Annotated in this window: 24 protein-coding genes and 1 pseudogene; 12 read left to right on the forward strand and 13 right to left on the reverse strand. The window is 54.0% G+C overall.

Annotation, left to right across the window (positions count from 1 at the left end; genetic code table 11):
* Complete coding sequence (gene mntP, locus K6958_RS11665) at positions 1 to 570, forward strand: manganese efflux pump MntP (RefSeq protein ID WP_249891267.1); 570 nt, start codon at positions 1 to 3, stop codon at positions 568 to 570.
* A gap of 9 nt (positions 571 to 579) precedes the next feature.
* Here mntP and rlmA read toward each other — a convergent pair whose 3' ends face one another.
* The 5 genes from rlmA to K6958_RS11690 form a co-directional block, all read right to left on the reverse strand.
* Positions 580 to 1,386, reverse strand: coding sequence for a 23S rRNA (guanine(745)-N(1))-methyltransferase (rlmA, locus tag K6958_RS11670; RefSeq protein ID WP_249891268.1), 807 nt, complete (start codon positions 1,384 to 1,386; stop codon positions 580 to 582).
* A 118-nt stretch (positions 1,387 to 1,504) separates the two neighbouring features.
* Positions 1,505 to 1,714, reverse strand: a complete 210-nt coding sequence (gene cspE, locus K6958_RS11675; RefSeq protein ID WP_004386688.1) for a transcription antiterminator/RNA stability regulator CspE — start codon at positions 1,712 to 1,714, stop codon at positions 1,505 to 1,507.
* Between the two features lie 21 nt (positions 1,715 to 1,735).
* On the reverse strand, positions 1,736 to 1,867 hold the full coding sequence (locus K6958_RS11680) for a DUF2627 domain-containing protein (RefSeq protein WP_249891269.1): 132 nt from the start codon (positions 1,865 to 1,867) through the stop codon (positions 1,736 to 1,738).
* Between the two features lie 538 nt (positions 1,868 to 2,405).
* Complete coding sequence (locus K6958_RS11685; RefSeq protein ID WP_249891270.1) at positions 2,406 to 3,410, reverse strand: MBL fold metallo-hydrolase; 1,005 nt, start codon at positions 3,408 to 3,410, stop codon at positions 2,406 to 2,408.
* Positions 3,411 to 3,438: 28 nt separating this feature from the next.
* Positions 3,439 to 3,702, reverse strand: coding sequence for a YebO family protein (locus K6958_RS11690; protein ID WP_249891271.1), 264 nt, complete (start codon positions 3,700 to 3,702; stop codon positions 3,439 to 3,441).
* A gap of 180 nt (positions 3,703 to 3,882) precedes the next feature.
* Between K6958_RS11690 and K6958_RS11695 the strand changes: the two genes are divergently transcribed.
* Entirely contained in the window at positions 3,883 to 4,125 is a 243-nt protein-coding gene (locus K6958_RS11695) for a YobH family protein (RefSeq protein ID WP_249891272.1), read from the forward strand.
* Between the two features lie 47 nt (positions 4,126 to 4,172).
* Here K6958_RS11695 and kdgR read toward each other — a convergent pair whose 3' ends face one another.
* Positions 4,173 to 4,964 (reverse strand): DNA-binding transcriptional regulator KdgR, encoded by a 792-nt coding sequence (gene kdgR, locus K6958_RS11700; RefSeq protein ID WP_249891273.1) that lies wholly within the window; start codon positions 4,962 to 4,964, stop codon positions 4,173 to 4,175.
* A 188-nt stretch (positions 4,965 to 5,152) separates the two neighbouring features.
* Here kdgR and K6958_RS11705 point away from each other — a divergent pair, with 188 nt between their 5' ends.
* Entirely contained in the window at positions 5,153 to 6,532 is a 1,380-nt protein-coding gene (locus tag K6958_RS11705; RefSeq protein WP_249891274.1) for an MFS transporter, read from the forward strand.
* 84 nt (positions 6,533 to 6,616) lie between these two features.
* Here K6958_RS11705 and htpX read toward each other — a convergent pair whose 3' ends face one another.
* From htpX to K6958_RS11725, 4 genes are all read right to left on the reverse strand, one after another.
* Positions 6,617 to 7,498 (reverse strand): protease HtpX, encoded by an 882-nt coding sequence (gene htpX, locus K6958_RS11710; protein ID WP_249891275.1) that lies wholly within the window; start codon positions 7,496 to 7,498, stop codon positions 6,617 to 6,619.
* Between the two features lie 237 nt (positions 7,499 to 7,735).
* Positions 7,736 to 9,781 (reverse strand): carboxy terminal-processing peptidase, encoded by a 2,046-nt coding sequence (gene prc, locus K6958_RS11715; protein WP_249891276.1) that lies wholly within the window; start codon positions 9,779 to 9,781, stop codon positions 7,736 to 7,738.
* A 19-nt stretch (positions 9,782 to 9,800) separates the two neighbouring features.
* On the reverse strand, positions 9,801 to 10,490 hold the full coding sequence (gene proQ, locus K6958_RS11720) for an RNA chaperone ProQ (RefSeq protein WP_249891277.1): 690 nt from the start codon (positions 10,488 to 10,490) through the stop codon (positions 9,801 to 9,803).
* A 96-nt stretch (positions 10,491 to 10,586) separates the two neighbouring features.
* The gene (locus tag K6958_RS11725; protein ID WP_249891278.1) at positions 10,587 to 11,087 is read right to left on the reverse strand and encodes a GAF domain-containing protein; all 501 of its coding nucleotides are present in this window, start codon (positions 11,085 to 11,087) and stop codon (positions 10,587 to 10,589) included.
* A gap of 217 nt (positions 11,088 to 11,304) precedes the next feature.
* Here K6958_RS11725 and yebS point away from each other — a divergent pair, with 217 nt between their 5' ends.
* The 3 genes from yebS (at position 11,305) to rsmF (ending at position 16,691) form a co-directional block, all read left to right on the forward strand.
* Positions 11,305 to 12,546 carry a membrane integrity lipid transport subunit YebS gene (gene yebS / locus K6958_RS11730; protein ID WP_249891279.1) on the forward strand — a complete coding sequence of 414 codons (1,242 nt, stop codon included), beginning with the start codon at positions 11,305 to 11,307 and terminating at the stop codon, positions 12,544 to 12,546.
* Complete coding sequence (locus tag K6958_RS11735) at positions 12,512 to 15,148, forward strand: PqiB family protein (protein ID WP_249891280.1); 2,637 nt, start codon at positions 12,512 to 12,514, stop codon at positions 15,146 to 15,148. Before yebS ends, K6958_RS11735 begins: the two co-directional genes overlap by 35 nt.
* 151 nt (positions 15,149 to 15,299) lie before the next feature.
* Positions 15,300 to 16,691 (forward strand): 16S rRNA (cytosine(1407)-C(5))-methyltransferase RsmF, encoded by a 1,392-nt coding sequence (gene rsmF, locus K6958_RS11740; RefSeq protein WP_249894670.1) that lies wholly within the window; start codon positions 15,300 to 15,302, stop codon positions 16,689 to 16,691.
* 24 nt (positions 16,692 to 16,715) lie between these two features.
* Here the strand turns inward: rsmF and K6958_RS11745 are convergent, their stop codons facing one another.
* Together K6958_RS11745 and K6958_RS11750 are read right to left on the reverse strand one after the other, a co-directional pair.
* Entirely contained in the window at positions 16,716 to 17,363 is a 648-nt protein-coding gene (locus K6958_RS11745) for a metallophosphoesterase (protein WP_249891281.1), read from the reverse strand.
* Between the two features lie 275 nt (positions 17,364 to 17,638).
* Positions 17,639 to 18,508, reverse strand: coding sequence for an alpha/beta fold hydrolase (locus tag K6958_RS11750; RefSeq protein ID WP_249891282.1), 870 nt, complete (start codon positions 18,506 to 18,508; stop codon positions 17,639 to 17,641).
* Positions 18,509 to 18,656: 148 nt separating this feature from the next.
* Between K6958_RS11750 and aroD the strand changes: the two genes are divergently transcribed.
* The 5 genes and pseudogenes from aroD to K6958_RS11775 all read left to right on the forward strand — a co-directional run bounded on the left by aroD (position 18,657) and on the right by K6958_RS11775 (position 23,278).
* A complete protein-coding gene (gene aroD, locus K6958_RS11755) occupies positions 18,657 to 19,553 on the forward strand; it encodes a type I 3-dehydroquinate dehydratase (protein WP_249891283.1) in 897 nt (298 codons plus the stop codon).
* 97 nt (positions 19,554 to 19,650) lie between these two features.
* The gene (locus tag K6958_RS11760) at positions 19,651 to 20,349 is read left to right on the forward strand and encodes a CTP synthase C-terminal region-related (seleno)protein (protein WP_249891284.1); all 699 of its coding nucleotides are present in this window, start codon (positions 19,651 to 19,653) and stop codon (positions 20,347 to 20,349) included.
* 570 nt (positions 20,350 to 20,919) lie between these two features.
* On the forward strand, positions 20,920 to 21,168 hold the full coding sequence (locus tag K6958_RS11765) for a CsbD family protein (RefSeq protein ID WP_249891285.1): 249 nt from the start codon (positions 20,920 to 20,922) through the stop codon (positions 21,166 to 21,168).
* Positions 21,169 to 21,357: 189 nt separating this feature from the next.
* Positions 21,358 to 22,560 (forward strand): annotated as a pseudogene (locus K6958_RS11770) (diguanylate phosphodiesterase); the annotation flags it as partial.
* Positions 22,561 to 23,089: 529 nt separating this feature from the next.
* The gene (locus K6958_RS11775) at positions 23,090 to 23,278 is read left to right on the forward strand and encodes a hypothetical protein (protein WP_249891286.1); all 189 of its coding nucleotides are present in this window, start codon (positions 23,090 to 23,092) and stop codon (positions 23,276 to 23,278) included.
* A 193-nt stretch (positions 23,279 to 23,471) separates the two neighbouring features.
* On the opposite strand, the gene K6958_RS11785 is transcribed toward K6958_RS11775, so the two are convergent.
* Positions 23,472 to 23,717: a con-10 family general stress protein gene (locus K6958_RS11785; RefSeq protein WP_350355792.1), complete on the reverse strand. Its 246-nt coding sequence runs from the start codon at positions 23,715 to 23,717 to the stop codon at positions 23,472 to 23,474.
* Positions 23,718 to 24,185: 468 nt separating this feature from the next.
* Here K6958_RS11785 and K6958_RS11790 point away from each other — a divergent pair, with 468 nt between their 5' ends.
* Positions 24,186 to 24,458: a hypothetical protein gene (locus K6958_RS11790; protein ID WP_249891287.1), complete on the forward strand. Its 273-nt coding sequence runs from the start codon at positions 24,186 to 24,188 to the stop codon at positions 24,456 to 24,458.
* The last annotated feature ends 382 nt before the right edge of the window (positions 24,459 to 24,840 follow it).

Genomic DNA, 24,840 nt, shown 5'->3' on the forward strand with positions numbered 1-24,840 from the left:
ATGACTTTTTCTGCTCTGCTTATTCTTGCCTTTGGCATGTCAATGGATGCGTTTGCCGTCGCTATCGGTAAAGGCGCCGCTCTGCAACGTCCTCAGCTACGCGAAGCGCTGCGCTGCGGGTTGATCTTCGGTGTGATTGAAACCCTGACGCCGCTGGTCGGCTGGACGCTGGGTCAGTTCGCCACCCATTTCGTTGCCCGCTGGGACCACTGGATTGCCTTTGCCCTGCTCTGCTTTTTAGGCGGAAGGATGCTGATTGAAGGCTGCCGACCGCAGCCGGTAGCGGCAGCGCCCTGCGAACCGGCCAGGCAACATGGGCTGGCGCTGCTGGTGACCACCGCCATCGCCACCAGCCTGGATGCGATGGCTATTGGAGTAAGCCTGGCGTTTATGCAGGTGAATATTGTGCTGACCGCGCTGCTGATTGGCCTTTCTACCTTTACTATGACCACCATCGGCATCCTGATTGGCCGGGTGATCGGACCGCTGCTGGGCAAACGCGCCGAGCTTCTTGGCGGCGTAGTGCTGATTGCGATTGGCGGTCAGATCCTCTGGTCGCATTTCGCCTGAGCCAGGCGATTAATCACGGCGCCACAGGCGCACAATAAAATCCGCTTCGCTGCTAAACTGCGCGCTGTCGCGCAACGTTTGCCACACTTGCGCACTGGCGCGCCAGGCAAAAGGCGTCATTTGCAGCAACGTCACCGCATCCTCACCGCTCAGTGTTAACGGATAGGCCAGCTGCTGTTCCGTTTCCAGGGTAAATCCCGGCAGGCTTTCCTGCTGCGTATCATGCAATTTCACCTGCGCATAGATCAGCGCCTTAAACTGCATCAGATGGCGCGGCCCCGGCGTGACGGTCAATAAACAGCCGCCGCTGCGTATCACGCGCGCCAGTTCATCCGCCTTACAGGGCGCGTAAATGCGCAATACGCCATCCAGCGCAGCATCGGCAAACGGCAGCCGATGGCTGGAAGCTACGCAAAAATCGATCTGACGGTAGCGTTTTGCCGCTGCCCGGATAGCTACTTTAGCCACGTCCAGCCCGCAAACGCGAGCCTGTTCGCCTAACGCATCGGCAACCGCCGCCGTGTAATAACCCTCGCCGCAGCCAATATCCAGCACGCTGGCCGTTGCGGGTAGCTGTTGCGCTAATAAAGAAGCCACGTGCTGCCGCAGCGGCTGATAGTAACCGGCATCAAGAAATTGCCGACGCGCCTGCATCATTTCCGCGCTGTCGCCCGGCTCTTTGGAACGCTTATGCTGCACCGGCAGCAGATTAACGTAACCCTCTTTTGCCCGATCGAATTGATGTTGTTGCGCGCAGCGCCAGCTGTGGTGAACCTGCGTTAACGGCTGCTGACAGAGGGGACAAAGATAATCCATGGTCTCTTTCTCTGGCTGAATCAGGCGCGCAGTTTACACGCTGCGGCCAACAGCGTCATCCGCCAAAAAAGAAAGGCCCCGGTGATTAACCGGGGCCTTTGCCTGAGCGTTCAGACTATCAGATAGCGACAACGTTAACCGCTGCCGGGCCTTTCTGACCATCCTGAATTTCGAACTCGACGTTCTGGCCTTCAGCCAGCGTTTTGAAGCCGTTACCCTGGATAGCAGAAAAGTGAACGAACACATCTTTACTGCCGTCTGCCGGAGTAATGAAGCCAAAACCTTTGGATTCGTTGAACCACTTAACCTGACCTTTAATCTTTGCCATCTTTGTAATTCCTTAGAATGTTTATTTGCCCGAAGGCGACTGACACAAAACCAGAGACATACTGAATGAGGCACTAATATAAGGTTCGGCAAGGAAGCGGTATTCAACGTCAACGTCTTTACTCATTACTTCTTTACTGAATATGCCATACATAAACAGAGCTGTACCTCGTTTGCTTAAACAGCGTTATCACATATTCGATAATTTATGGCAAGTTATTTTTAAACAGTGATCGACCTGCCGCACACTTCTTGCTAATTCATTACAAGCTTTGCACATTTATGCATTAAGCAGGAATAAATGCCGCGCCTGCAGGCCGGAGCGTACTGGATCTTGCCACGCCTGACATCCAGCAGCCCGTGGGCCTGAAGAGATACGCATCTCAGTGAGACCCTGCCGCGCTTCTCACTGTAGCTGAAGTATATTGCATAATTATGGCAGGTTTACTTCACCTTTTTTCACTCTCTTTATGCGGCCGCAGGGCCACGTAATAACAGAAACAGTATCACTATAAACCCGCCGACGCCGGTAAAAATGAGATCCTGCACCAAAAAAAGGAATATATAAATTGATCTGCCCCAAATAAACGCAGCGCAATTATTTAAAAGTTATTCCGATCTTTTGAATAAGGCGCAGAGGCTTATCTAAGCGTAACCGCTACGTTATTAAAACCTCCTTCGCCTTTATCAGATTATTCCTGGTTTATATTGTTCAGGCTGGCCCTTTCCCCTATTTTCCACGGGCGAAAACGCCTTTTATCCTGGTTAACCGCCTCAAGCGCGCGCGCCAGCTCCAGAGGCGGCTCATCAAGCGCTTCATCCGCCAGTTCGAACACGCCCCAGTGGATAGGGATGGTGACCGGTGCCCCAATGGCCTGATGCAATGATACTGACTGCTGTGGATCCATATGCTGCCCCTGCATGAACCATCTTGGTGCATAAGCGCCGATCGGTAACGCCACCAGATTGAATGGCCCCAAACGCTGGGTGATATCCAGCAGGTTTTCGCTATAGCCGCTGTCGCCAGAGAACCAAAAATTAAGATTTTCCGTAGCGATGGTCCAGCCGCACCACAACGAGCGATTACGATCGTATAGCGTACGCATGCTCCAGTGACGCGCCGGTACCGCATGAAAGGTTATCCCGTGACGCTGCGTTTGCTGCCACCAGTCAAGCTGCACCACATGCCGCGCCCCTGCCCGCCGGAACCAGGGTTCCAGCCCCAGCGGAACAATAAACTGCACCTTCGGGAAACGACGCAAAATAGCGTTGATGGTCGGCCTGTCGAGATGGTCATAGTGGTTATGCGAGATCAATACCCAATCCAGCGCGGGCAAATCCTTGATAGACAGCGGCGCAGGCGTTTTACGCTGCGGCCCATAGAAACGCAGCGGCGAAGCCCGTTGCGATAGTACCGGATCGATTAAACCGTAACGTCCGTCCAGCCGCAGCATGATAGCCGCGTGTCCCAGCCACCATACGCTATCCTGTTCGCCGCTCAGATCGGCCGGCTGCCACCACTGCTGCATAAAGGCTTCATAGCCCTGTCGGGGAGCAAGCGGCAGCCCCTGCGCTTTACGCTCATTACGCCAGCGCTGTAAATCGCCAGGCTGGCGCAGGTCTGGCTCGGGATTGCGAAACCCTTCCGGCGTGTGGTGTGATTTTGCCGCATCATACCAGGGGTTTTTCCACTTCATCCTTCCGCTCCTTAGCCGTGTTGACTGTTTATCGCTCCGGGATCAGTCGGGTAAAATCCCGATCCTGCTCCTCATCCACTGTATCTGCTTCGCTACCGGCCACCTGCTGCGTCAGCTGCTGCAGGATGGCATTCTGTTTTTTCTGCTCTTCCAGCAGCGCCTCCAGCAGACGAATCTGTTCGCTGGCACGGACGCTGGCGCGATTTACAAAAAACCAGGCGATTAAACCCGCCACTGCGAAAGCAATACCGCCGATCAACGGCATCAGGCCGCCGCCGTTTAATTCGTTCATAACAACCTCGGTTTGTCTTACGTTATGCCGTCGATTTTACCCGGATTTGCCGTTATGGATAGCCGCTGCGCTCTGACCGCGCTTTAAGCATCCTCCGATCGATCTCACTCTTCGCCCAGGCTATGCTGCTCTTTTTTCGGCAGCGAAACGGGAAGCTTGCCATTTTTACAGGGAGATAAAATGAAAATATTGCTTCGAATTGTGAGTCTGCTGGCGTTAATCTGGTTGGGGCTGCTGCTCACCGGCTATGGCGTGCTGACCGGCAGCCATAAAAATGTCGCCGGCATCGGTTTGCAGTGTCAGTATCTGACGGCACGCGGCATGATTAAAGCCCAGTATTTGCACAGCGACAGCGGCATTATTGGCGTGGCGGATTGTCCCCTGCTCAGAAAGACATCTGAGGTTGTCGACAATAACGAGTAGCTGCGCCTGCTGAGTTAGCGGCACCTGAGGGTGCCGCTCTGCTGAGCTCAGAAGGGGTAGTCGTGATAGCCGAGCTGGGAAGAGAGCATACGTCCTGCGCGATGCAGCATCGCCACATATTCGTGCTTGCGCTCTTCTGAAAAACGAATCGTCGGGAAAGAGATACTCATACCGGCAATCACCACGCCGAAACGGTCGAAAACCGGCACGGCAATACAGCGTAACCCCTCTTCCTGTTCCTCATTATCCTCGCCGAAGCCTTGTGCTTTTACCACGTCCAGCACCTTAAGCAGCTCTTCTTCACTGCCCAGGGTATGCGGCGTGCTGCGGCGAAACTCAACCTCACGCAAAATTTCATGCACCTCAGCACGATCGCGCCAGGCGAGTAAGACTTTGCCAATTGCCGTGCTGTGCAGCGGATTGCGGCGTCCGATACGCGAATACATGCGCAGGTTATACAGCGAATCAATTTTATGGATATAGACGATGCTGTCTTCTTCCAGCGCACCCAGGTGAATGGTCTCTTTGGTCAGGCGTGACAGCTCGCGCATCTGAATATCCGCGCTGCGAATCAGATCGACATTCTGTAACGCTCTGGCGCCCAGCTCAAACAGCTTAAGCGTAAGCGCATATTTTTCCGATTCGCCTTCCTGCGACACATAACCCAACGATTTCATGGTTTGAAGAAAACGATAAACGGTGCTTTTTGACATCATTACGCGCTGCGACAGCTCGGTAATGCCGTTTTCGCGCTCTTCGCCCAGCGCCTGTAATATGCCAAACACTTTCAATACAGAGGAGACCGAATCCGGCTGCTTATCGCCTTCTACATTCGCCATAGTTAAAGCCTTTTTGAAATTGTTTTATTAAAAATGGAACGCCATTCCCAGTATACGTGGCTCTTTCCGTTGCAGGCAATATCCGCTATTCATAAGTGACGAGTCTGCAGGAATTTACGGTGGGATTAAGGTGCATCAGGATAAAAAAATCATTAGCATGGTGATATTCACCCTCTTTAAGTTTAACGATGCCTGTGACCATACCCACTGACGGCTTACCGCTGCCGCGCCGCTATGGCGCGATAGCCGCTATTGCTTTAGGAATAACCGTTGCGGTGCTTGACGGCACCATCGCCAACGTGGCTCTCCCGACCATCGCGCATGAACTGCAGGCCAGCCCGGCGGAATCCATCTGGATTATCAACGCCTACCAGCTGGCGATTATCATGTCGCTGCTTTCCTTCTCTTTTCTGGGCGAGATGTGGGGCTATCGCCGCATCTATCAGGGCGGGCTGCTGCTGTTTAGCGCCACCTCGCTGCTGTGCGCCTTTTCCGACTCGCTTGGCATGCTGACCGTCGCCCGCGTTATGCAAGGCTTTGGCGGCGCGGCGCTGATGAGCGTCAATACCGCCCTGATCCGCATTATTTATCCGCAGCGCTATTTGGGACGCGGCATGGCGATTAACGCACTGATTGTCGCCGTCTCCAGCGCCGCGGGGCCGACGGTCGCCGCCGCGATTTTGGCCGTTGCGTCGTGGAAGTGGCTGTTTCTGGTGAACGTGCCGGCCGGCATGCTGGCGCTATTGCTCGCCTGGCGTTTTCTGCCGGATAATACCCAAAAGTCATCCACGCAGCGTTTCGATATTATTAGCGCGGTGATGAATGCGCTGACCTTTGGGCTGCTGCTGTCAGCGTTAAGCGGCGCGGCTCAGGGCCAGGATTTTCGGCTTATTCTGGCCGAACTGCTGGCGCTGTTAGCGATCGGCACGCTGTTTATCCGCCGTCAGCTGACGATGACCTTTCCGCTATTGCCGGTGGATCTGCTGCGCATCCCCATTTTTTCGCTCTCTATCTGCACCTCGATATGCTCGTTTCTTGCCCAGATGCTGGCAATGGTTTCCCTGCCCTTCTTTTTACAGAGCATGTTAGGAAGGAGCGAGGTGGAAACCGGTCTGCTGCTAACGCCCTGGCCGCTGGCGACGATGGTGATGTCGCCGATTGCCGGACGCCTGCTGGAGCGTTTTCATGCCGGGCTGTTAGGCGGTATCGGACTGGCTATTTTCGCCTGCGGGCTGTTTGCGCTGGCATGGCTGCCCGCCGCGCCTGCGGATGGCGATATTATCTGGCGTATGATCCTGTGCGGCGCCGGCTTTGGCCTGTTTCAGTCGCCTAATAACCACACCATTATCACTGCCGCGCCGCGCCATCGTAGCGGCGGTGCCAGCGGCATGTTGGGTACGGCACGCCTGCTGGGGCAAACCAGCGGCGCCGCGCTGGTGGCGCTGATGTTCAATCTGTTTGATACCCAGGGCACGCACGCCTCACTGTTGCTGGCGGGCCTGTTTTCTACCCTTGCCGCGCTGTTCAGCCTGTCACGCCTGCGTCAACCGTTGCAGCGGGAAAGTTAACGCCCGTACCTGAAGGAGGACGGGAAATTCAGACAATAAAAAACCACCTGCTATGAGGTGGTTTTTTAACGTTTGGCCAGCGTCTTATTTCAGATACTGACCGCTGCGCAGCGCTTCAATACGTTTATCCAACGGCGGATGCGACATAAAGAATTCGCTTAGCGATTTGCCTTTACCGTTGATGCAAAACGCCATCATGCTGCCTGGCTCCTGCGGCTCGTAGCTGGTTTTCAACCGCTGCAGCGCCGCAATCATTTTTTCACGCCCAACCAGGCGCGCAGAACCGGCATCGGCATGGAACTCACGGTGACGCGAGAACCACATGGTGATCATGCTGGCCAGAATACCAAATACCAGCTCCAGCACCATCGATACGGCAAAATAGACCAGCGGGTTGCCGTTGCTGCTCTCTTCATCTTCCCGGTTGCCCGACATAAAGCCTGCAGCAACCTGCGCGAGAATGCGGGAAATAAAGATCACAAAGGTGTTCACAATGCCCTGAATCAGCGTCATGGTAACCATGTCGCCGTTAGCGATATGACTGATTTCATGCGCCAGCACGGCTTCCGCCTCATCACGGCTCATGTTCTGCAACAGGCCGGTAGAAACAGCGACCAGCGAGGCGTCGCGACGTGCGCCGGTGGCAAACGCGTTAATGTCAGGAGCATGATAAATCGCCACCTGCGGCATAGCGATACCCGCCTGCTGCGCCTGACGCCCTACCGTTTCCATTAGCCAGCGTTCCGTTTCAGTACGCGGCTGTTCAATCACTTCACCGCCAACGGAACGTAGTGCCATCCATTTCGACATCAGCAGTGAAACAAACGCACCGCCAAAGCCAAACAGACCTGCCATTATCATCAGGCCCTGCACACTGCTTGACTGAATTCCTGTCAGGCTCAGAATCAGCCCGAATACCAACATCACGGCAAGGTTGGTCAGCAGGAAAAGAGCAATACGCATCATAAACTTTAATCTTCCTCAGTTAACTAAGCGCCCATGCGCGGATATACATCGTAGGGGCATCGCGTAGCTTTTCAAGCATACTTAACGTTTAAGTGCTTAAAAAGACATAACTTTACATTTTGTCGCAAACTTTTTTTAACCCTGGAGCAGGGATTAAACAGCCCGGCTAAACAATGACGCCAAATAAAAAAGGCACCGCTTACGCGGTGCCTTTGAAACATGGCTTAAATCGACGATTTATTTGGCCGTTGCCGCTTTTTCGCCTGGCTGCTCCGGCTGCTGATGCGCCAGATCGTTAGCAATATTTACCGTTTCATCCAGATAAGGATCGGGTTCTTTATAATCCTTCGGCAAATCGTCCAGCTTCGCCAGCGGCTTCTTGCCTTCCGCTTTATAGCGGGCGTTAATCCGCTCCAGACGCAGCGCATCATCTTCATGGTTCTCTTTCTCACGCTGGGCGAGATTGAGCGACACGATATTGCGTTTGTCCTTCATGGCGTTATAACGCTGAATATCTTTGATGATGTACTGGAACTCGGCATCTTTCGCAATGCGATCCTGATGCGCTTTGGTCAACTGCGGCACCAGATCGCTTAAATCACCCGATTTGGTATAGCTTGCCGCATCGATGCTATCCCACGGCAGCGCGTTATCCTCAAACTTCTCGCCGGTTTCCGCCGCTTCGATACCGGTAGGCATCAGCAGGTCAGGCGTGACGCCCTTACGCTGCGTACTGCCGCCGTTGATGCGGTAGAATTTTTGAATGGTGTACTGAACCGAGCCCAGCGCCGGCCATTCAGGGCGCAGCATCTGATCGTAAATGCGGTTCAGCGAGCGATACTGCTGCACCGTGCCTTTACCGAACGTCGGTTCGCCGACAATCAGCGCACGACCGTAATCCTGCATGGCTGCCGCAAAGATTTCCGACGCCGAGGCGCTAAAGCGATCGACCAGCACCACCAGCGGGCCTTTGTAATAGACCACGCCGTCGTTATCGCTATCTTCACGCACTTTACCGTTATTGTCGCGTACCTGCACTACCGGACCGCTGGGAATAAACAGACCGGAAAGCGATACCGCTTCGGTCAGCGCCCCGCCGCCGTTAGTACGCAGATCGATCACGATGCTATCGACATGCTGCTTCTGCAATTTCTGCAGCTGCACTTTCACATCATCGGTCAGGCCCACGTAGAAGCCTGGAATATCCAGCACGCCGACTTTGTCTTTGCCGACATTGTGCACGCTCATTTTGACAGCGCGATCTTCAAGGCGGATTTTCTCGCGCGTCAGCGTGACGGTGCGGGTTTTAGTGCCCTTCCCGGCAGGCAGGATCTCCAGGCGTACTTTACTTCCCTTCGGCCCTTTAATCTTAGCCACCACGTCATCCAGCCGCAGGCCGATAACATCTTCAATCGGCTTGCCGGGCTGACCCACGCCAACAATGCGATCGCCGACGCTCAGCGCTTTGCTTTTCGCCGCCGGGCCGCCCGCCACCATGGAATTAATAACCGTGTAGTCTTCATCCATTTGCAGCACTGCGCCGATCCCTTCCAGCGACAGGCTCATTTCAGTATTGAACTGCTCGGTATTGCGCGGGGATAAATAGTTGGTATGCGGGTCGATCTCATGCGCGAACGCATTCATCGCCAGCTGGAAAACATCTTCGCTATTGCTCTGCGCCAGACGGCGAATAGCGGAATTATAACGCTTGGTGAGAATATCTTTAATCTCAGCGTCGGTTTTGCCGGTCAGCTTCAGGCTGAGCCAGTCATATTTAACCTTGGCGTCCCATAGCGCGTTCAGTTCAGCACTGCTTTTTGGCCACGGCGCCTTGCTGCGATCGGTATCGATGGTATCGTTGCCGGTAAAGCTCATCGGCCGGTTCAGTACCGTCAACGCATACTGGTAACGCTCAAAACGGCGTTTTTGCGCCAGATTGAATAACTGGTAAAACACCGTGAGCTTGCCGCTGCGCAGTTCATCGCCCAGCGTGGTTTTTTTATCGGTGAACTGCGCTACGTCCGTCACCAACAGCACGTTATGGCTGTAGTCCAGCATGTTCAGGTAGCGGTCAAAGATTTTCGCTGAGAATGACCGATCGAGATCGAACTGACGGTAGTGGGAGCGGGTAAAACGAGAGGTAACGCGTTCGCTAACGGTGGCGTGCTGCGGTTCTTCCTGCAGCTGCGGAATTTGATCCGCGCGGGTAATGCTATCAGCGCCAATGGCGTGACCTGCCAGAAGCAGGCCCGCCATCACGCTCATCTTAAAAAATTTGTTCATGCCCAGGGTGGCCTCCGTTTCAGAACTGTAAGTGTTCTGCGCGTACGATCATTGCCAGGCCGGAAGCCAGCTGTACCCGAACGCCGTCCCTGGAGATTTCCAGAACCGTGGCGTCCATTGCGCTTTTGCCAGCTTTAACTTTAATATTTTGACCAGGCTGCAGCGCTGAGGTGTCAGTAACGGGTTGCGGACGCGGTTGTCGCGGTGCGGCAGGCGCACGCTCCTGAGCCGGACGCGCATCGTTAGTGCGGGCTTTGCGCGCTGGCTGGGCGCCTTCGGCAGGTTTACGGCTGACGGCTTTACGCGGACGACGCGCAGGCGTCTCTTCCCCGGTACCGGCTTCACGCTTTTTCGCCTGCTGCTGCTGGCGCTGCTGCTGAATACGCGCTTTCGCCTCTTCCAGCTGCTTGCGCGCATGTTCAACATGCTGCTCTTCCAGCTCGCCACAGGGGTTGCCATCCAAATCGACACGAGTTGCGCCCGCTTTAACGCCATACAGATAGCGCCAGCTGGAGGTATAAAGACGCAGAGCGGAACGTAACTGCGTTTTGCTCAGGTTCATTTCGCCCTGAACACGTTCGACGAGGTCTTGAAAGATACCGATTTTAAGCGGACGCGCTTCACCTTCGGCACTAAAGCAGTGCGGGAAACGCTCCGCAAGCCAGGCGATGACTTCTTTACTGCTATTCAACTTAGGTTGATTTTCCATGAAATTTCCTGATTACAACGGGTTGCCAGCAAGCCGTGGGCATGAACAGGCGACATTATAATGACCCCATCAGCAATTGCCACGAAATCCAGCGTTTTAGCCACGATTCAGATGAATATATTTTTTAACATCGCTTTGGGCTAACACGTTACAAAGCGCATCAGTAAAGGTTTGCAGACCCATTTCATCTTCACTGTCGAAACGATTGAAGCGCGTACTGTCGATATCCAGTACCCCGATGACCTCATCGTCGACAATCAGCGGCAGCACAATTTCCGCATTGCTGGCGGCATCACAGGCGATATGCCCCGGGAAGGCATGCACATCATCCACGCGCTGCACGTTTTTCTCTGCAACTGCCGTGCCACAAACGCCGCGGCCAACCGGAATGCGCACGCAGGCGATTTTGCCCTGGAAAGGCCCCAGCACCAGCGTCTTCTCTTCGGTTAACAGATAGAAGCCTGCCCAGTTAACCCCTTCCAGACGCTCAAACAGCAGCGCGCTGCTGTTGCTCAGGGCAGCGAGAAAACTGGTTTCACCGGCGATAAGCGCACGCAGATCGCGGTTAAGATCGTGATAAAATTCTTGTTTGTTCATTTCCTGACCATCGTAAAAGCAAGCGGACGGCTACAATTGAGCCGTCCGGTAAAATAAGCATTAAATATCCATTGCCACAAGGTGAAGGATCCCGGCAGTTAATATAACCTTAGGATCTTGCGGATCGGATTATCAAAACGGGCTATGCCCCTCAGCGTCCGTTTTCGTCATTTAAGGACCGTGCTTAACTGCACGATGAGGGTCACCGCTTTACTATATGAAAATACATACTATCAGTCACGTTCTGCCCCATGAACGTTATCAGCGTTGCCCGCAATGCGATACCCTTTTTTCCTTACCGGATGTGAAATCCTGCCAGTCTGCGCATTGTCCGCGCTGCAACGCCAAAATTATGACCGGTCGGGACTGGTCAATGACGCGTTTAACGGCCATGGCGATCACCATGCTGCTGCTGATGCCCTTCGCGTTTACCGAGCCGCTGATCCAAATCCGCCTGCTGGGCACGCCGATTCGCGCTAACCTGCTGACCGGCATTATGCAGATGACCATGCAGGGCGATGTGCTGACCGCCGCCATGGTCACCTTTTGCACCATCGGCGCGCCGGTAACGCTGGTCGCCTCGATCGTGTTTCTCTTTTTCGGCAATCGGCTGGGGATGAATCTGCGGCCGGTGCTGCTGATGCTGGAACGCCTGAAAGAGTGGGTGATGCTGGATATTTATCTGGTGGGCGTGGCGGTGGCGTCGATTAAGGTGAAGGATTATGCCGATATCGATATCGGCTACGGATTGGTGGCGTTTGTCGCGCTGATGATCCTAAGCCTGTTCACGATGATTCATCTCAACGTAGAGCAGCTGTGGCACCGCTTCTATCCGCAGCCGCAGGCGGAGGTGGCGCAGGAGAAGTTGCAGATCTGCCTGAACTGCCATCATACCGGGATGCCAGACGCACGCGGGCGCTGTCCGCGCTGCCATACGCGCCTGGCGCATCGTCGCCCTTATAGCCTGCAAAAATCGTGGGCGGCGTTGATCTCCGCCATCGTTTTCCTCATCCCTGCCAACCTGCTGCCGATATCCATTATCTATCTGAATGGCGGACGCCAGGAAGACACCATTTTCTCCGGTATCCTGTCGCTGGCCTCCGGCAATATCCCGGTGGCGGCCATCGTGTTTATCGCCAGTATTCTGGTGCCTTTTACTAAGGTACTGGTGCTATTGGTGCTGCTGCTCAGCATTCATTTTCGCTGTCAGCAGGGGCTAAAAACGCGTATCCGACTGCTGCGTCTGGTCACCTGGGTGGGACGCTGGTCGATGCTGGATCTGTTTGTGATTTCGTTAACCATGTCGCTGGTCAACCGTGATCAGCTGCTGGCTTTTACTATGGGACCGGCCGCCTTCTATTTCGGCGCCGCGGTAATTTTAACTATCCTCGCCGTACAGTGGCTGGATAGCCGTCTTATTTGGGATGCTCATGCAACAAACGCCGACTACACCGACTAAAGCGCGGATAACCAACAAGCGTAAAATTTCGCCGTTTTGGCTATTGCCCTTTATCGCCCTGATGATTGCCGGTTGGCTGCTGTGGACCAACTATCAGGAGCGCGGCACCACGGTTACCATTGACTTCGCTCAGGCGGATGGGATTGTGCCGGGCCGCACGCCGGTACGCTATCAGGGCGTTGAGGTGGGCACCGTGCAGGGCATCAGCCTCAGCGACGATCTGCGTAAAATTAAAGTGCGCGTCAGTATCAAAAGCGATATGCGCGATGCGCTGCGCGAGGATGCACAATTCTGGCTGGTTACGCCTAAAGCCTCGCTGGCAGGTGTGTCCGGGCTGGATGCGCTGGTCGGTGGTAACTATATCGGCATGATGCCGGGCAAGAGCGGGCAGCGCCGCGAAAATTTTGTCGCGCTGGATACGCAGCCGAAATATCGCGTCAATACCGGCGAGATGTTGGTGCATCTGCGCGCGCCGGATCTGGGTTCGCTAAATACCGGCTCGCTGGTCTACTATCGTAAAATTCCGGTCGGGCGCGTGTATGATTACACCATCAATCCGGATAATAACGGCGTGACCGTGGATGTATTGATTGAACGCCGTTTTACCAACCTGGTGAAAAAGGACAGCCGCTTCTGGAACGTTTCCGGCGTTAAAGCGGATGTGAATCTGAGCGGCGCGAAAGTCGAGCTGGAAAGCCTGGCGGCGCTGGTGAACGGCGCTATCGCCTTTGATTCCCCGCCCACATCACAGCAGGCCGCCAGCGAAAGTAACTATCAGCTTTATCCCGATCTGGCACACAGTCAGCGCGGCGTGGTCATTACGCTCGATCTGCCTAATGGCAAAGGGCTGCAGGAGGGCAGCACGCCGCTGATCTATCAGGGACTGGAAGTGGGTACGCTGACTAAAATGGCTCTCCAGCCCGGTGGTAAAGTGCTGGGCGAGCTAACATTAGATCCCTCCGTAGTGGGGCTGATGCGCAGCGGAACGCGTATCGAAATGCGCAGCCCGAAAGTTAGCCTGAATAATCCCAACCTGAGTTCGCTGCTTACCGGCACCACGCTGGAGCTGATCCCGGGCGATGGCGAGCCGCAAAATCGCTTCCAGGTTCGCCAAAGCAACGAGACGCTGTTACAGCAGCCTGACGTGCTGACCGTACGCCTGAGCGCGCCGGAAAGCTACGGCATCGATGCCGGTCAGCCGGTGATGCTGCGCGGTATCCAGATCGGCCAGGTTATTCGTCGCCATCTCACCACTAAAGGAGTGGAGTTCGAGGCGGCGATCGCCCCTGAGCATCGTCAACTGGTGCATGGCGACAGTAAGTTCATTATCAACAGCCGGCTTGACGTTAAATTTGGCCTGGACGGCATGAAAGTGCTGGGTGCCAGCGCCAGCGAATGGGTGGATGGCGGCATTCGTCTGGAGCCCGGCGGTAAAGGCGCGCCGCTCAGCCAGTATCCGCTCTACGCCAATGCGGAGAAAGCGGAAGAAGGCATTACCGGCGAACGTCCGCCGACCACGCTGACGCTGACGGCAAACAGCCTGCCGGATATCCAGCCGGGATCGGTAGTGCTGTACCGTAAGTTCCAGGTCGGTGAAATTGTCGATGTCACGCCGAAAGCCAATGAGTTTGTGGTGGCGGTGCACATCAAGCCGGAATATCGCAAGCTGCTGACGCCCGACAGCGTCTTCTGGGCGGAGGGCGGCGCTAAAGTGCAGCTAAACGGCAGCGGCCTGACGGTACAGGCTTCGCCGCTGAACCGCGCGCTGCGCGGCGCCATCAGCTTTGATAACCTGGAAGGCGCCAGCAGCAGCAAAAATGAAACGCGCGTGCTTTACAGCTCCGAAACCGCGGCGCGTGCCGTCGGCAGCCAGATCCTGCTGCACACCTATGACGGCAGCAAGCTCTCGGCCAACATGCCGATTCGCTATCTGGGTATCGATATCGGCCAGGTTGAATCGCTGGCGCTCAGCCAGGATCATAATCAGGTGATCGCCAAAGCAGTGCTGTATCCGGAATATGTGCAAAGTTTTGCCCGTACCGGCAGCCGTTTCTCGGTAGTTTCGCCGGAAATCTCGGCGACCGGGGTGAATCATTTGGAAACGCTGTTGCAGCCCTATATCAATGTCGATCCGGGTAAAGGGAGCCTGAATCGCCGTTTCGAGCTGCAGGAAACCACCATTACCGACTCACGTTATCTGGATGGGCTGAATATCGTCGTAGACGCGCCGGAAGCGGGCTCGCTGGGCATCGGCACGCCGGTGCTGTTCCGTGGCGTTGAGGTGGGTATCGTCACCGGCACCTCGCTCGGCAGTATGGCGGATCGCGTACAGGTTCAGCTGCGCATCAGCAAGAAATATCAGCATCTGGTGCGCAACAACTCGGTGTTCTGGCTGGCCTCTGGCTATCATCTTGACTTTGGCCTGATCGGCGGGGTGGTGAAAACCGGCACCTTCCAGCAGTTTATTCGCGGCGGCATTCAGTTCGCCACGCCGCCGACGGTGCCGCTGGCGCCGCAGGCCGCCTCCGGCAAGCACTTCCTGTTACAGGAGGAAGAGCCGAAAGAGTGGCGTAAATGGGGCACGGCAATCCCCTCCTCCTGATCGGTTGCGGGAGCCTGCCTGTCAGGCTCCCCCCTTCATCAGCTTTCATCACAGCTGTGGTACACTTCCCGCCTGATTTTTTCGTAACTACCGGAATTCTGTCGTGCCCCAACAATCCCGAGCCACTTTCCCTGAGGCCTTTCTTGATCTGATGCGGCAAACGCTGCCTGACGAAACCAGCCTGCAGTCCTTTCTGGCTATCAGCCAGCAGCCGCTGCGCCGTAGCCTGCGCGTGAATACTCTCAAGATCAGCGTGGCGGACTTTTTAAGCCAGACGGCTGATTACGGCTGGCAGCTGACGCCGATTCCCTGGTGTGCCGAAGGTTTCTGGATAACGCGCAGCGAGGAAGATGAAACGCTGCCGTTGGGTAGCGTGGCTGAGCATCTCAGCGGACTGTTTTATATTCAGGAGGCCAGCTCAATGCTGCCGGTTAGCGCACTGTTCGCCGCGCAACCGCAGCCCGAGCGTGTAATGGATGTGGCGGCCGCGCCCGGGTCGAAAACCACCCAGATGGCGGCGCTGATGCATAATCAGGGCGTAATTGTCGCCAATGAATATGCTGCCAGCCGGGTAAAAGTGCTGCACGCGAACATCAGCCGCTGCGGCATCAGCAATACGGCTATTACTCATTTTGACGGGCGCGTGTTCGGACCGGCGCTGCCGGAAACCTTCGATGCCATTTTGCTTGATGCGCCCTGCTCCGGTGAAGGTGTGATCCGTAAAGATGCCGACGCGTTGCGAAACTGGACGCTGGAAAGTACCCAGGCTATAGCCGCCACCCAGCGCGATTTGATCGACAGCGCCTTCCACGCGCTCAAGCCCGGCGGCACGCTGATCTATTCCACCTGCACCCTGAACAAGCTGGAAAACCAACAAGTCATTAGCTGGCTGTGTCAGCGTTACTCCGATGCCGTGGCGATCGATTCACTGGCCGATCTCTTTCCCGGCGCCGAAAAAGCCGCCACGCCGGAAGGCTTTTTGCACGTTTTCCCGCAACTTTTCGATAGTGAAGGCTTCTTTGTGGCGCGGCTGCGCAAAACCGCCAGCGTCGATCCACTGCCCGCGCCGGGCTATAAGGTCGGCAAGTTTCCTTTCAGCCCGCTGTCGCGTAAAGATGCACAGACGGTGATTCAGGCTGCCGCAAAATCGGGCCTGCACTGCCCCTCTTCGCTCTCACTATGGCAACGTGATAAAGAGATCTGGCTGTTTCCCAGCGCAGCAGAGCCGCTCTTTGGGCGGGTTCGCTTTTCCCGTATTGGGCTGAAGCTGGCGGAGACTTTTAATAAAGGCTATCGCTGGCAGCACGAGGCGGTGATCGCACTCGCCCGTCCCGATGCTGCCAATAGCGTTGAGCTTAGCGAAAGTGAAGCGGAAGAGTGGTACCGCGGCCGTGATATTTGGCCGCAGGCACCGCTTCCGCGCGATGAAGTGCTGGTGACCTGGCAGCAGCAGCCGCTTGGGCTGGCGAAAAAGGTAGGGCAGCGTTTAAAAAACAGCTATCCGCGTGAGCTGGTGCGCGACGGAAAGCTGTTTCGTCGTTAAGCCGGCGTGCGTCTGATTGGCTGTTTACTGGATTTTAATCAGCGTTAACCGGTTGCCAAAGACGGCGCCGGTATCAATAAAGTGCTGGTTCCAGCCGCTAAGCGGCTGGTCCAGCGGCGTATGGCCAAAATAGAAAGCATCCGCCCCGGCAATGGCTTCGCCCTGGCCGCGCTGTAAGCGATGGATGCGCTCGCGCCCCCAGACCACTTGATATTCATCAACCAGCTGTTCAAAAGCGTAACGCGAGGACGGATAGTCAGCGTGAGCTACCACCACCATGCGCTCCTCCAGGTTGATATGCAGTATTAAAGGCAGCGTCTGACACTGCATCAGGGCGCGCTGCGCCTCTTCGCGCTCTTCTTCCCTGAGCTGCCAGAACCAGTCACCGCCGTTCATTTTCCACAGCAGCGTCTCATGCTGCAGCAGCGCGTTTAGCGCCATCTCTTCATGGTTGCCGCGCACGCTGCGAAACCAGGGCTGCGCCAACAGGCGCAGGCAACCCAGACTGTCGGGTCCCCGGTCGATAAGATCGCCTACTGAAATCAGCAGATCCTGTTGCGCATCGAAGCGAACCGCCAGCAGCTGTTGATCCAGCAAAGCACGGCAGCCATGCAAATCCCCGACGATATAAATATGCCGCCAGTTATCGCCGTTAAGGTATTGATACAACATGATGATGTTCCTTACAGCTGTAAGGGTGATATTGACGTGCGGTTAAGGCTTCAGCCTTTAAAGTGTAGCAGCGGAGTCCATTCACAGGTGCGGAACGGAATGAATAACCAGAAGAAGTTTATTTTGATGCTGCTCTGCCTTTTTAGCGGAAGCCTGCTGCTACTGGAGATCCTTGCCCGCCTGGCGCATAAGATCATTGTGGGTTAGAAGCACAAAATCATTGTGGCCCAGGCGCGATCTTCTGTACTGCTCGCTGGCGAAACCAACGTGCGCAATTACTTATCGTCAAGGAAGTGCAGCACCGCGTCGCTAAACTCTTGCGGTGCCTGCAGAAAAGCAAAATGGCTGACGGTCGGCAGAATCAGCAGCCCGGCGTCAGGGATCGTCGCGGCAATGTGCTCCAGATGATTACGGTCGATCGCTTCATCATGATCGCCATCCACAATGACCACCTGCGCCCGGATCCTGCGTAAATCTTCGTCGCGCCATTCAGGCTGCGACTGCCACATCTGGCTAATCTGCTGCACGAAATTTTGATAATCATCGGGCGTGGCCGACAGTTTTTTATACTCTTCTCCCGCGCGAGCAATATAGGCGGCAAACAAGGGATTCTTTTCCACATTCGGCTTTACGCCCTGCGTGGTGGTATTTGGCGCAAAGGCAAACACTTTGCTCACCCGCTGTGGGTAACGCATCGCCATATCCAGCCCGATGATAGCGCCGTCGCTCCAGCCAACGATAGCGGCCGTGGGCAGCTGCAGGCGATCCATCAGAGCAATAATATCGTCGGTCATCAAATCATAACCGTAAGGCTGCGCGTTACGCGTACTGCGACCATGCCCCCGGCTGTCCACCACGATCACCTGATGGTGCTTAGCCAGCGCCATAACCTGCAGTCCCCAGTAATCGCTGTTAGCCAACCCGCCATGCAGCAGAATCACCGGCGATCCCTGGCCCATCGTGGCGTAATAAAGCTGGATACCGTTCACCTCCGCCTGGCCGCTTTGCATGCCAGCGACCGGTGCAGGCGTGGCGGGTAGCCGCTGCCAGCGCGTTCCCCAGTGGCTGTGCTGTGTTTCCGCCTGCGCTAAAGCAGGCGCCAGCGCCAGAACGCCTGCGAGTAAAATTGCCGGTTTGCTATGCATTAAACGGATTCCCGTGACGCTAATAAAGAGGATGAGTGGGCCGGAAGATAAGAGGGCACAACAGAGTTCGGCCCGCCGCCGCAACGCGGTAACCGCTTTGCTACGCTTAAATCTGTGCTCTTTATCGCATAAATCAACGAGGACCGCTATGCAACGCAGAGATTTTATCGGCTCCGGCAGCGCGCTGATCGCACTGGCGCTTATGTCAAATTCCGCCTCGGCCAGCGCAGAGCCCCATTCACCGGTGCCAACACCCCGCGCTATCCAGCCGATAACCCTGAAGAATATTGTTATTGGCGCAGGAGAACCAAAGATTATTGTTTCCACCACCGCCAGTCACAGCGAAGCGGTAAAAGATTTTGTGCAACAGCAGGCGAAACGTCCGGAACCGGCGGTCATCGAGCTGCGATTAGATCAGCTGGATAACAGCGATGATGTCGCGGCCATGGTACAGCTCACGCGAGAGCTGTACGCCATACTGCCGGATAAACTGTTACTGGTGACCTTCCGCACCAAAGCAGAAGGCGGTAATCAGGCGATCGATGATCAACGCTACGCCGCGCTCTACCACCAGCTGCTGACCCACGGCCAGATGGATCTGCTGGATATTGAGATGTATCGCGGCACGCCGCAGGTAGAACAGCTGATTGCATTGGCGCACCAGCAAGGCGTGCACGTTATCCTTTCCAGTCATGATTTTCAGCAAACGCCTTCGCAGGCGGAAATCATCTCTCGCCTGCGCCAGCAGCAGGCGATGGGTGCGGATATTCTTAAAATAGCTGCAATGCCGCACGACGCGGGCGATGTGCTGCGCATGATGTCCGCCACCTGGGAGATGGCGCAGCGCTATGCCCAGCGCCCGTTATTGACCATGTCGATGGGTGGAATGGGCGCGCTGAGCCGGCTGGCCGGAGAGCTGACCGGTTCCGCATTAACCTTTGGTATGGCGGGCAGCGCCTCGGCGCCAGGACAATTGGATGCCGGGGATTTAAGCGCGACGCTGGCGATGTTGCACTCATCGCTCAGCAGTGAAAAGCCAGCCTGAATCGCCTGGCCTGGCGTAAAAGAACCCGGCAGTCGGCTGTTTGCAAAAGCAAAAGGGTTTGCTTAATCTCTTTTTTTCCCTGCACAGGAAGCTGAAAATGTCTGCTGCTATTCGTCTTGCCCTGGTAGGCGACTATCGCCCAACCGCCGTTGCTCATCAGGCTATTCCGCTCGCGATTCCTCTGGCGCTAAGCCAGTTAGAGATTACCGCGACCTGGGATTGGTTGCCGACCCCGTCGATACATAACGCCGATGCCCTGACTAGTTATGATGCCATCTGGCTGGTGCCCGGCAGCCCCTATCAGCACGATCGGGGCGCTTTTACCGCCATTACCTGGGCGCGTGAGCAACAGGTTCCTTTTTTAGGCTCCTGCGGCGGCTTTCAGTATGCGCTGGTGGAATATGCCAGAAATGTGATGGGCTGGCATGATGCCGGACATGCCGAGACAGACGATACGAAGCGCTTAGTGATTACCCCGCTGGCATGCTCGCTGGTGGAGCAAACCGGCGATGTGAAGCTGGTGGCAGGTAGCCGTATTGCAGAGGCTTACGGTACGCTGACAACACATGAGGGCTATCACTGCAATTTTGGCGTTAACCCTGATGTCATTCACGAACTGGAGGCCTTCCCCTTACGTATCAGCGCTCACGATACGGCGGGTGATGTACGCGCAATAGAACTGCCCGATCATCGTTTTTTTGTCGCCACGCTGTTTCAGTCGGAGCGGGCGGCGCTACGCCAGCAGATTTCACCGCTGGTGCTGGCCTGGATCAAAGCGGCGGCGGCCCGCGCCTGATAATCAACAGGGGAGCAACCTCCCCTGCTTTTTTCTTCGGATCGCTTGCTGGCGCGCATCAGCGTCACTTTTGCCCGGCAGCGGTAACTCATCAAAGACAATCAATTCTTTTTGCTTCATTGCTGATAAAAAAAGCCAACAATAAAACTATTCGATTTATATTGATTCTTTGTTTAAGAAACGTGTGCTGTGAAATAATAATAAACTTTTCTTTAATCAGTAAATAAGTAACTTTTATCGATTTATATCTGGCCCAGAGATGACTTACGCACGGATTAGTCTTAATTTAGCGCTTTTTAATCTATGATTTTCCCCCTTTTACGCTGCAATCCAGCAGACGCTATTGCCTGAATCATCCAGGTAATAACCAGCAGAACGGGCCGTCTGAGCCCGTATACCAACGCCTGGCGCGTTTGTTCACACTTTTTATTGAGCCGATCGTTTCCGGCTAACGGGGTTAACGCGAATAAGTGAATACACTATTACGCCACGCTGCTTTTTCCTTTGCCCGGCGCTCTGCTTTATTTCTGCTAGACTTAATTTACTCAACGCTTTCAAAGGAGAAAAAATATGTTAGGTAAAGTTGAAGATAAAGTTCGTGAAGGCGCAGGTAAGGCTCAGGAAGCTTATGGTCGCGCAACAGACAGCTATACTGATGAAGCTCAGGGCAGCGCACGTAAATATGCCAGCCAGGCAAGCTACGCCGTAAGAGATGCTGCTGATACCGTAAAAAGCCAGGTTTCTTCTAACCCGATGGGCGGATTGGCTGTTGCAGCCGCGGTCGGCGTAGTATTCGGTTATCTGTTAGGTCGTAAATAACGATACCCAGACAGACTGGCAGGTTTCCTGCCAGTTTGCTCCCTTTCAGCAGTTTCCTGTTCCCCCTCTTCCCCTTTCCTTATCGCTGCTTCTCTTCTTTCTGGTGTTAATTTTTTAATAGAACTGGACAACACCGCAACGGCTTCTGTTAAGGTGTGCAACATAAACGTAAAAGTCACGGAATACGCTATGTTGTCTACCCTGATCTATCGCAGCCACTTTGCTGATGACGTCCCGGTAAAGGCGTTAGAGGAAATGGTCGTCAAGGCCAATAATAACAATGAGTTATATGGCGTAACCGGTATCTTGCTCTTTAACGGCACGCATTTTTTTCAGCTGCTGGAAGGCCCTGAAGAGGCAGTATTGTCGATCTATGACGGTATCTGTAACGATCCGCGCCACCATAATCTGGTTGAGCTGTTACGCGATTACGCCCCGGCGCGTCGCTTCGGCAATACAGGCATGGAGCTGTTCGATCTCAGAGAATATGGTCAGGAAAGCGTTCTGCAGGCTGTTCTGGATCGGGGCACCTCCAAATATCAGCTGACCTATAATGACCGGGCGCTGCAGTTCCTGCGTACCTTTGTTGAAGCGCGGGAAAAAGAAAACTATTTTGAAATCCCCCCGGCAAACTATTGGGACTTTGTTACCGATGACGCCTCTTGCGCTGAGTCAGAGACAACCGTCACCGATACCGATGCCTTCAGTTTTGCTATGCAGCCGATTATCGATCCCTTTTCCTGTCAGACAGACTCGCTTGAAGCCGTGATGCAATGTTCTTATGAAGGCTCGCCTTTGGAACATTTATCCCAGCTTGCGCGCGAAAAAATCTACCAGGCGGACCTGCACTCTAAAAAAGCAGCTTTCGCGCTGGCCAAAAAGCTCGGGATCGAAGGACAAAGACTCTCTGTAAACCTGCTGCCGATGTCATTGGTTATGGTCCCGAATGCGGTTAACTTTTTGCTGGGTGAGATTGAAGCGTACGGGCTGGTTCCTGAGCAGATCGTGGTTGAGATTACCGAGAATGAAGTTATCTCGCGTATCGAAGAGGTCGAAACCGCCATTAAGCAACTTAAAGCCGCAGGCATTAGCCTCGCCATCGATAATTTTGGCGCGGGCTATGCTGGCCTGTCCCTGCTGGTGAGATTTCAACCAGACAGAGTAAAAATCGACCACAGCATTATCCGCGATGTACATAAAAGCGGCCCCAAACAGGCTATTGTGCAGGCAATTATTAAATGTTGCTCTTCGCTGGAGATAGGCGTTATCGCCACCGGCGTAGAAAAAGCGGAAGAATGGATGTGGCTGGAAGCCGCAGGCATCTTTAATTTTCAGGGGGATTTATTCGCTAAACCTAAGCTGAATGGTATTCCTGCTGTAGCCTGGCCGGAAAAAAGTTGGTTAAAAACAATCGGCTTTACGCCTTGCTCGCTTTCTTCTGCTGAACATTTTCTTTTTCTTCTCCGGGCGTATTGACCAGAGTCTGCGCCCGCCGCCGCTACGCTGCCGTGTCATTTCAATGTTATACCCCGTCTGCCGGAATACGTCACCGCAAGCTAAGCCTGATGAAAAAACCGCCAGTCACTTATCCACAGAAAATGGGGGTAGCCTGTGTATAAATGCGTATAAACCGAGTTTTGTCATCAAAAAATCCGCTGCCAGAGGCGAAAAAAAGCGCGCTTCGCCGCGACAACACCTTTGCACGCGCAAATTTTGATCGATATCAGAGCGAGGTCACTACGGATTCTGGCACAATTTGCCGCCTGTCAGAGCGGTTACCCCGTGTGAGGCTAACTGGTTAAAAAACCTCAGCCTTTATCGTTGATTAGTCTTCATAGCGCGAAATGGCTAAAGTTTTAGCAATATTCGCCGATTAAATAAGCACGGGGACATACCCGATTTATCACCAGGGGGGCAAAGAATGAGTTCAGTTAAGAAAAGTTGGTTCGTAAAGTTCATTATTAAAAAAGGCGAGCAAGACATTGAAATGTCTTTGCCAATTCATGGCGAAAACGCAGCTCGCGCTTTGAATGATTTTTTTGATGAGCAATCTGCCCGCCACGGCATTTTACGCTCGGATATTGACGTAACAGCACTGCATGCAGCCTGATACCAATCTGATAGCTATTTGGGTCGCCTGGGCGGCCCTTTTTACTTTTTAAGCCAGCTTCTCTTTTGGCCCTGGCCTGCCTTGCAGAGTAGTGTTATCTGGTTTGTAGCGCGCTGTACTATGCGCCAATAAAATTAAGCCCCAACGCTTTACCGTCGGGGCTGGCAGTTAAAAGATCCAACAGGATGCTTTTTTAGTCGGATTTACGTCCGCCGCCGTGGCTATGCTCGCCACCTTTCTTACCTGCTTCTGAAGCTTTTTCACGGTCATTAGCGAAATTACCGCCGCTATTCTGTCCGCCTTTCTTACCAGCTTCAGATGCGCGTTGTGGATCATTAGCGAAGTTACCGCCGCTGTTGTGCCCGCCTTTTTTACCTGCTTCAGATGCTTTTTCACGGTCTTCTGCGAAGTTACCGGAACCACCACGATGTTCGGCCATAATATCCTCCTGAACATATTGTCATTTGTTTAATGGCAACCAGCATAATGCTAATTACACCGGACATATTTCGTGTTGCATGAATAATACTAGACGCTTCACGATAAGCTGCGAATATGTTTCATACTAATTTCGTTGCAAGGATGCATATCAACCACCTGGCAAGTTATACAAGCGAAGCGTAATTAAAAAAATTCCCCTTAGACATGAACTAAATAGCGCATGCAATGCGCGCAGGATATTTTTTGACATGGTTACATTTTGTTGCTTTAACTAAGATATTTATAAATATAATAATGGGTTTATTACTTTAGTTTAATGAATTTTTAATGTGTTGATAAGATTGATTTTAAAGCGCCTGCCGTTTTATCTGGCATGCAATCTTCCTCATAAGAAGCGTCCCGGCATGCCAGACGGGTTGCGCTACAATTCTCTTATGACATTTATCCAGTTAAAAGAGGAAGGAAAATGAATACTCAATACCTGCTGCTTGCCAGCGATGGGGATAACAGAATTATCGAAGCGGAAGAGTTAAAAGACGAACTGGTTGTTCCGACACCCTTATCTTCTCATTCTTCAGATAAGGCGGACAGTGATGCCGGTCACCGCGTTGCGGTAAAAAAGCATTATTGCAACGGGAACTATTATGCCGTCGCGCTTGATCGGCACGCAGCCAGTAATGAGATCGATGACATCATTGATTTACTACAGCCCGCTCCGCTGGAACAACCCATCTCGTAAGCTTTCTGTAAGGGCGCTTGTCGGGCTGAGCTGGGTTAACGGCCTGATTTCAATAAGCGCCCGGTTGACCTGGCGTCTTTATAGCGCCACCGCCAGAAGCCTCCTGCTTCCGGATTCGGAAGCCGATACAGTCCATCGTGCTGTCGGTGGCTTTGAACACTATACCCCGACAATTATAGGGTGAGTAAAAATACAGAATATGCCTATAAAAGTTTTCGCGGATCGGTTCAATTGCGTCTGAACATGTTGCCTGACTTTAAGAGGTAAGCCTGTAGAAACTCAGCCAGTGCCGGGAGGTATGCAAAGAGGTCAGACGGTGCCCTAATCGAAGCGCTGAAAAAATTATTAACTTATTCCGCATTTGCATAATCGTGCATCTCTT

This window comes from Mixta hanseatica, from assembly GCF_023517775.1.
Lineage (GTDB): Bacteria > Pseudomonadota > Gammaproteobacteria > Enterobacterales > Enterobacteriaceae > Mixta > Mixta hanseatica.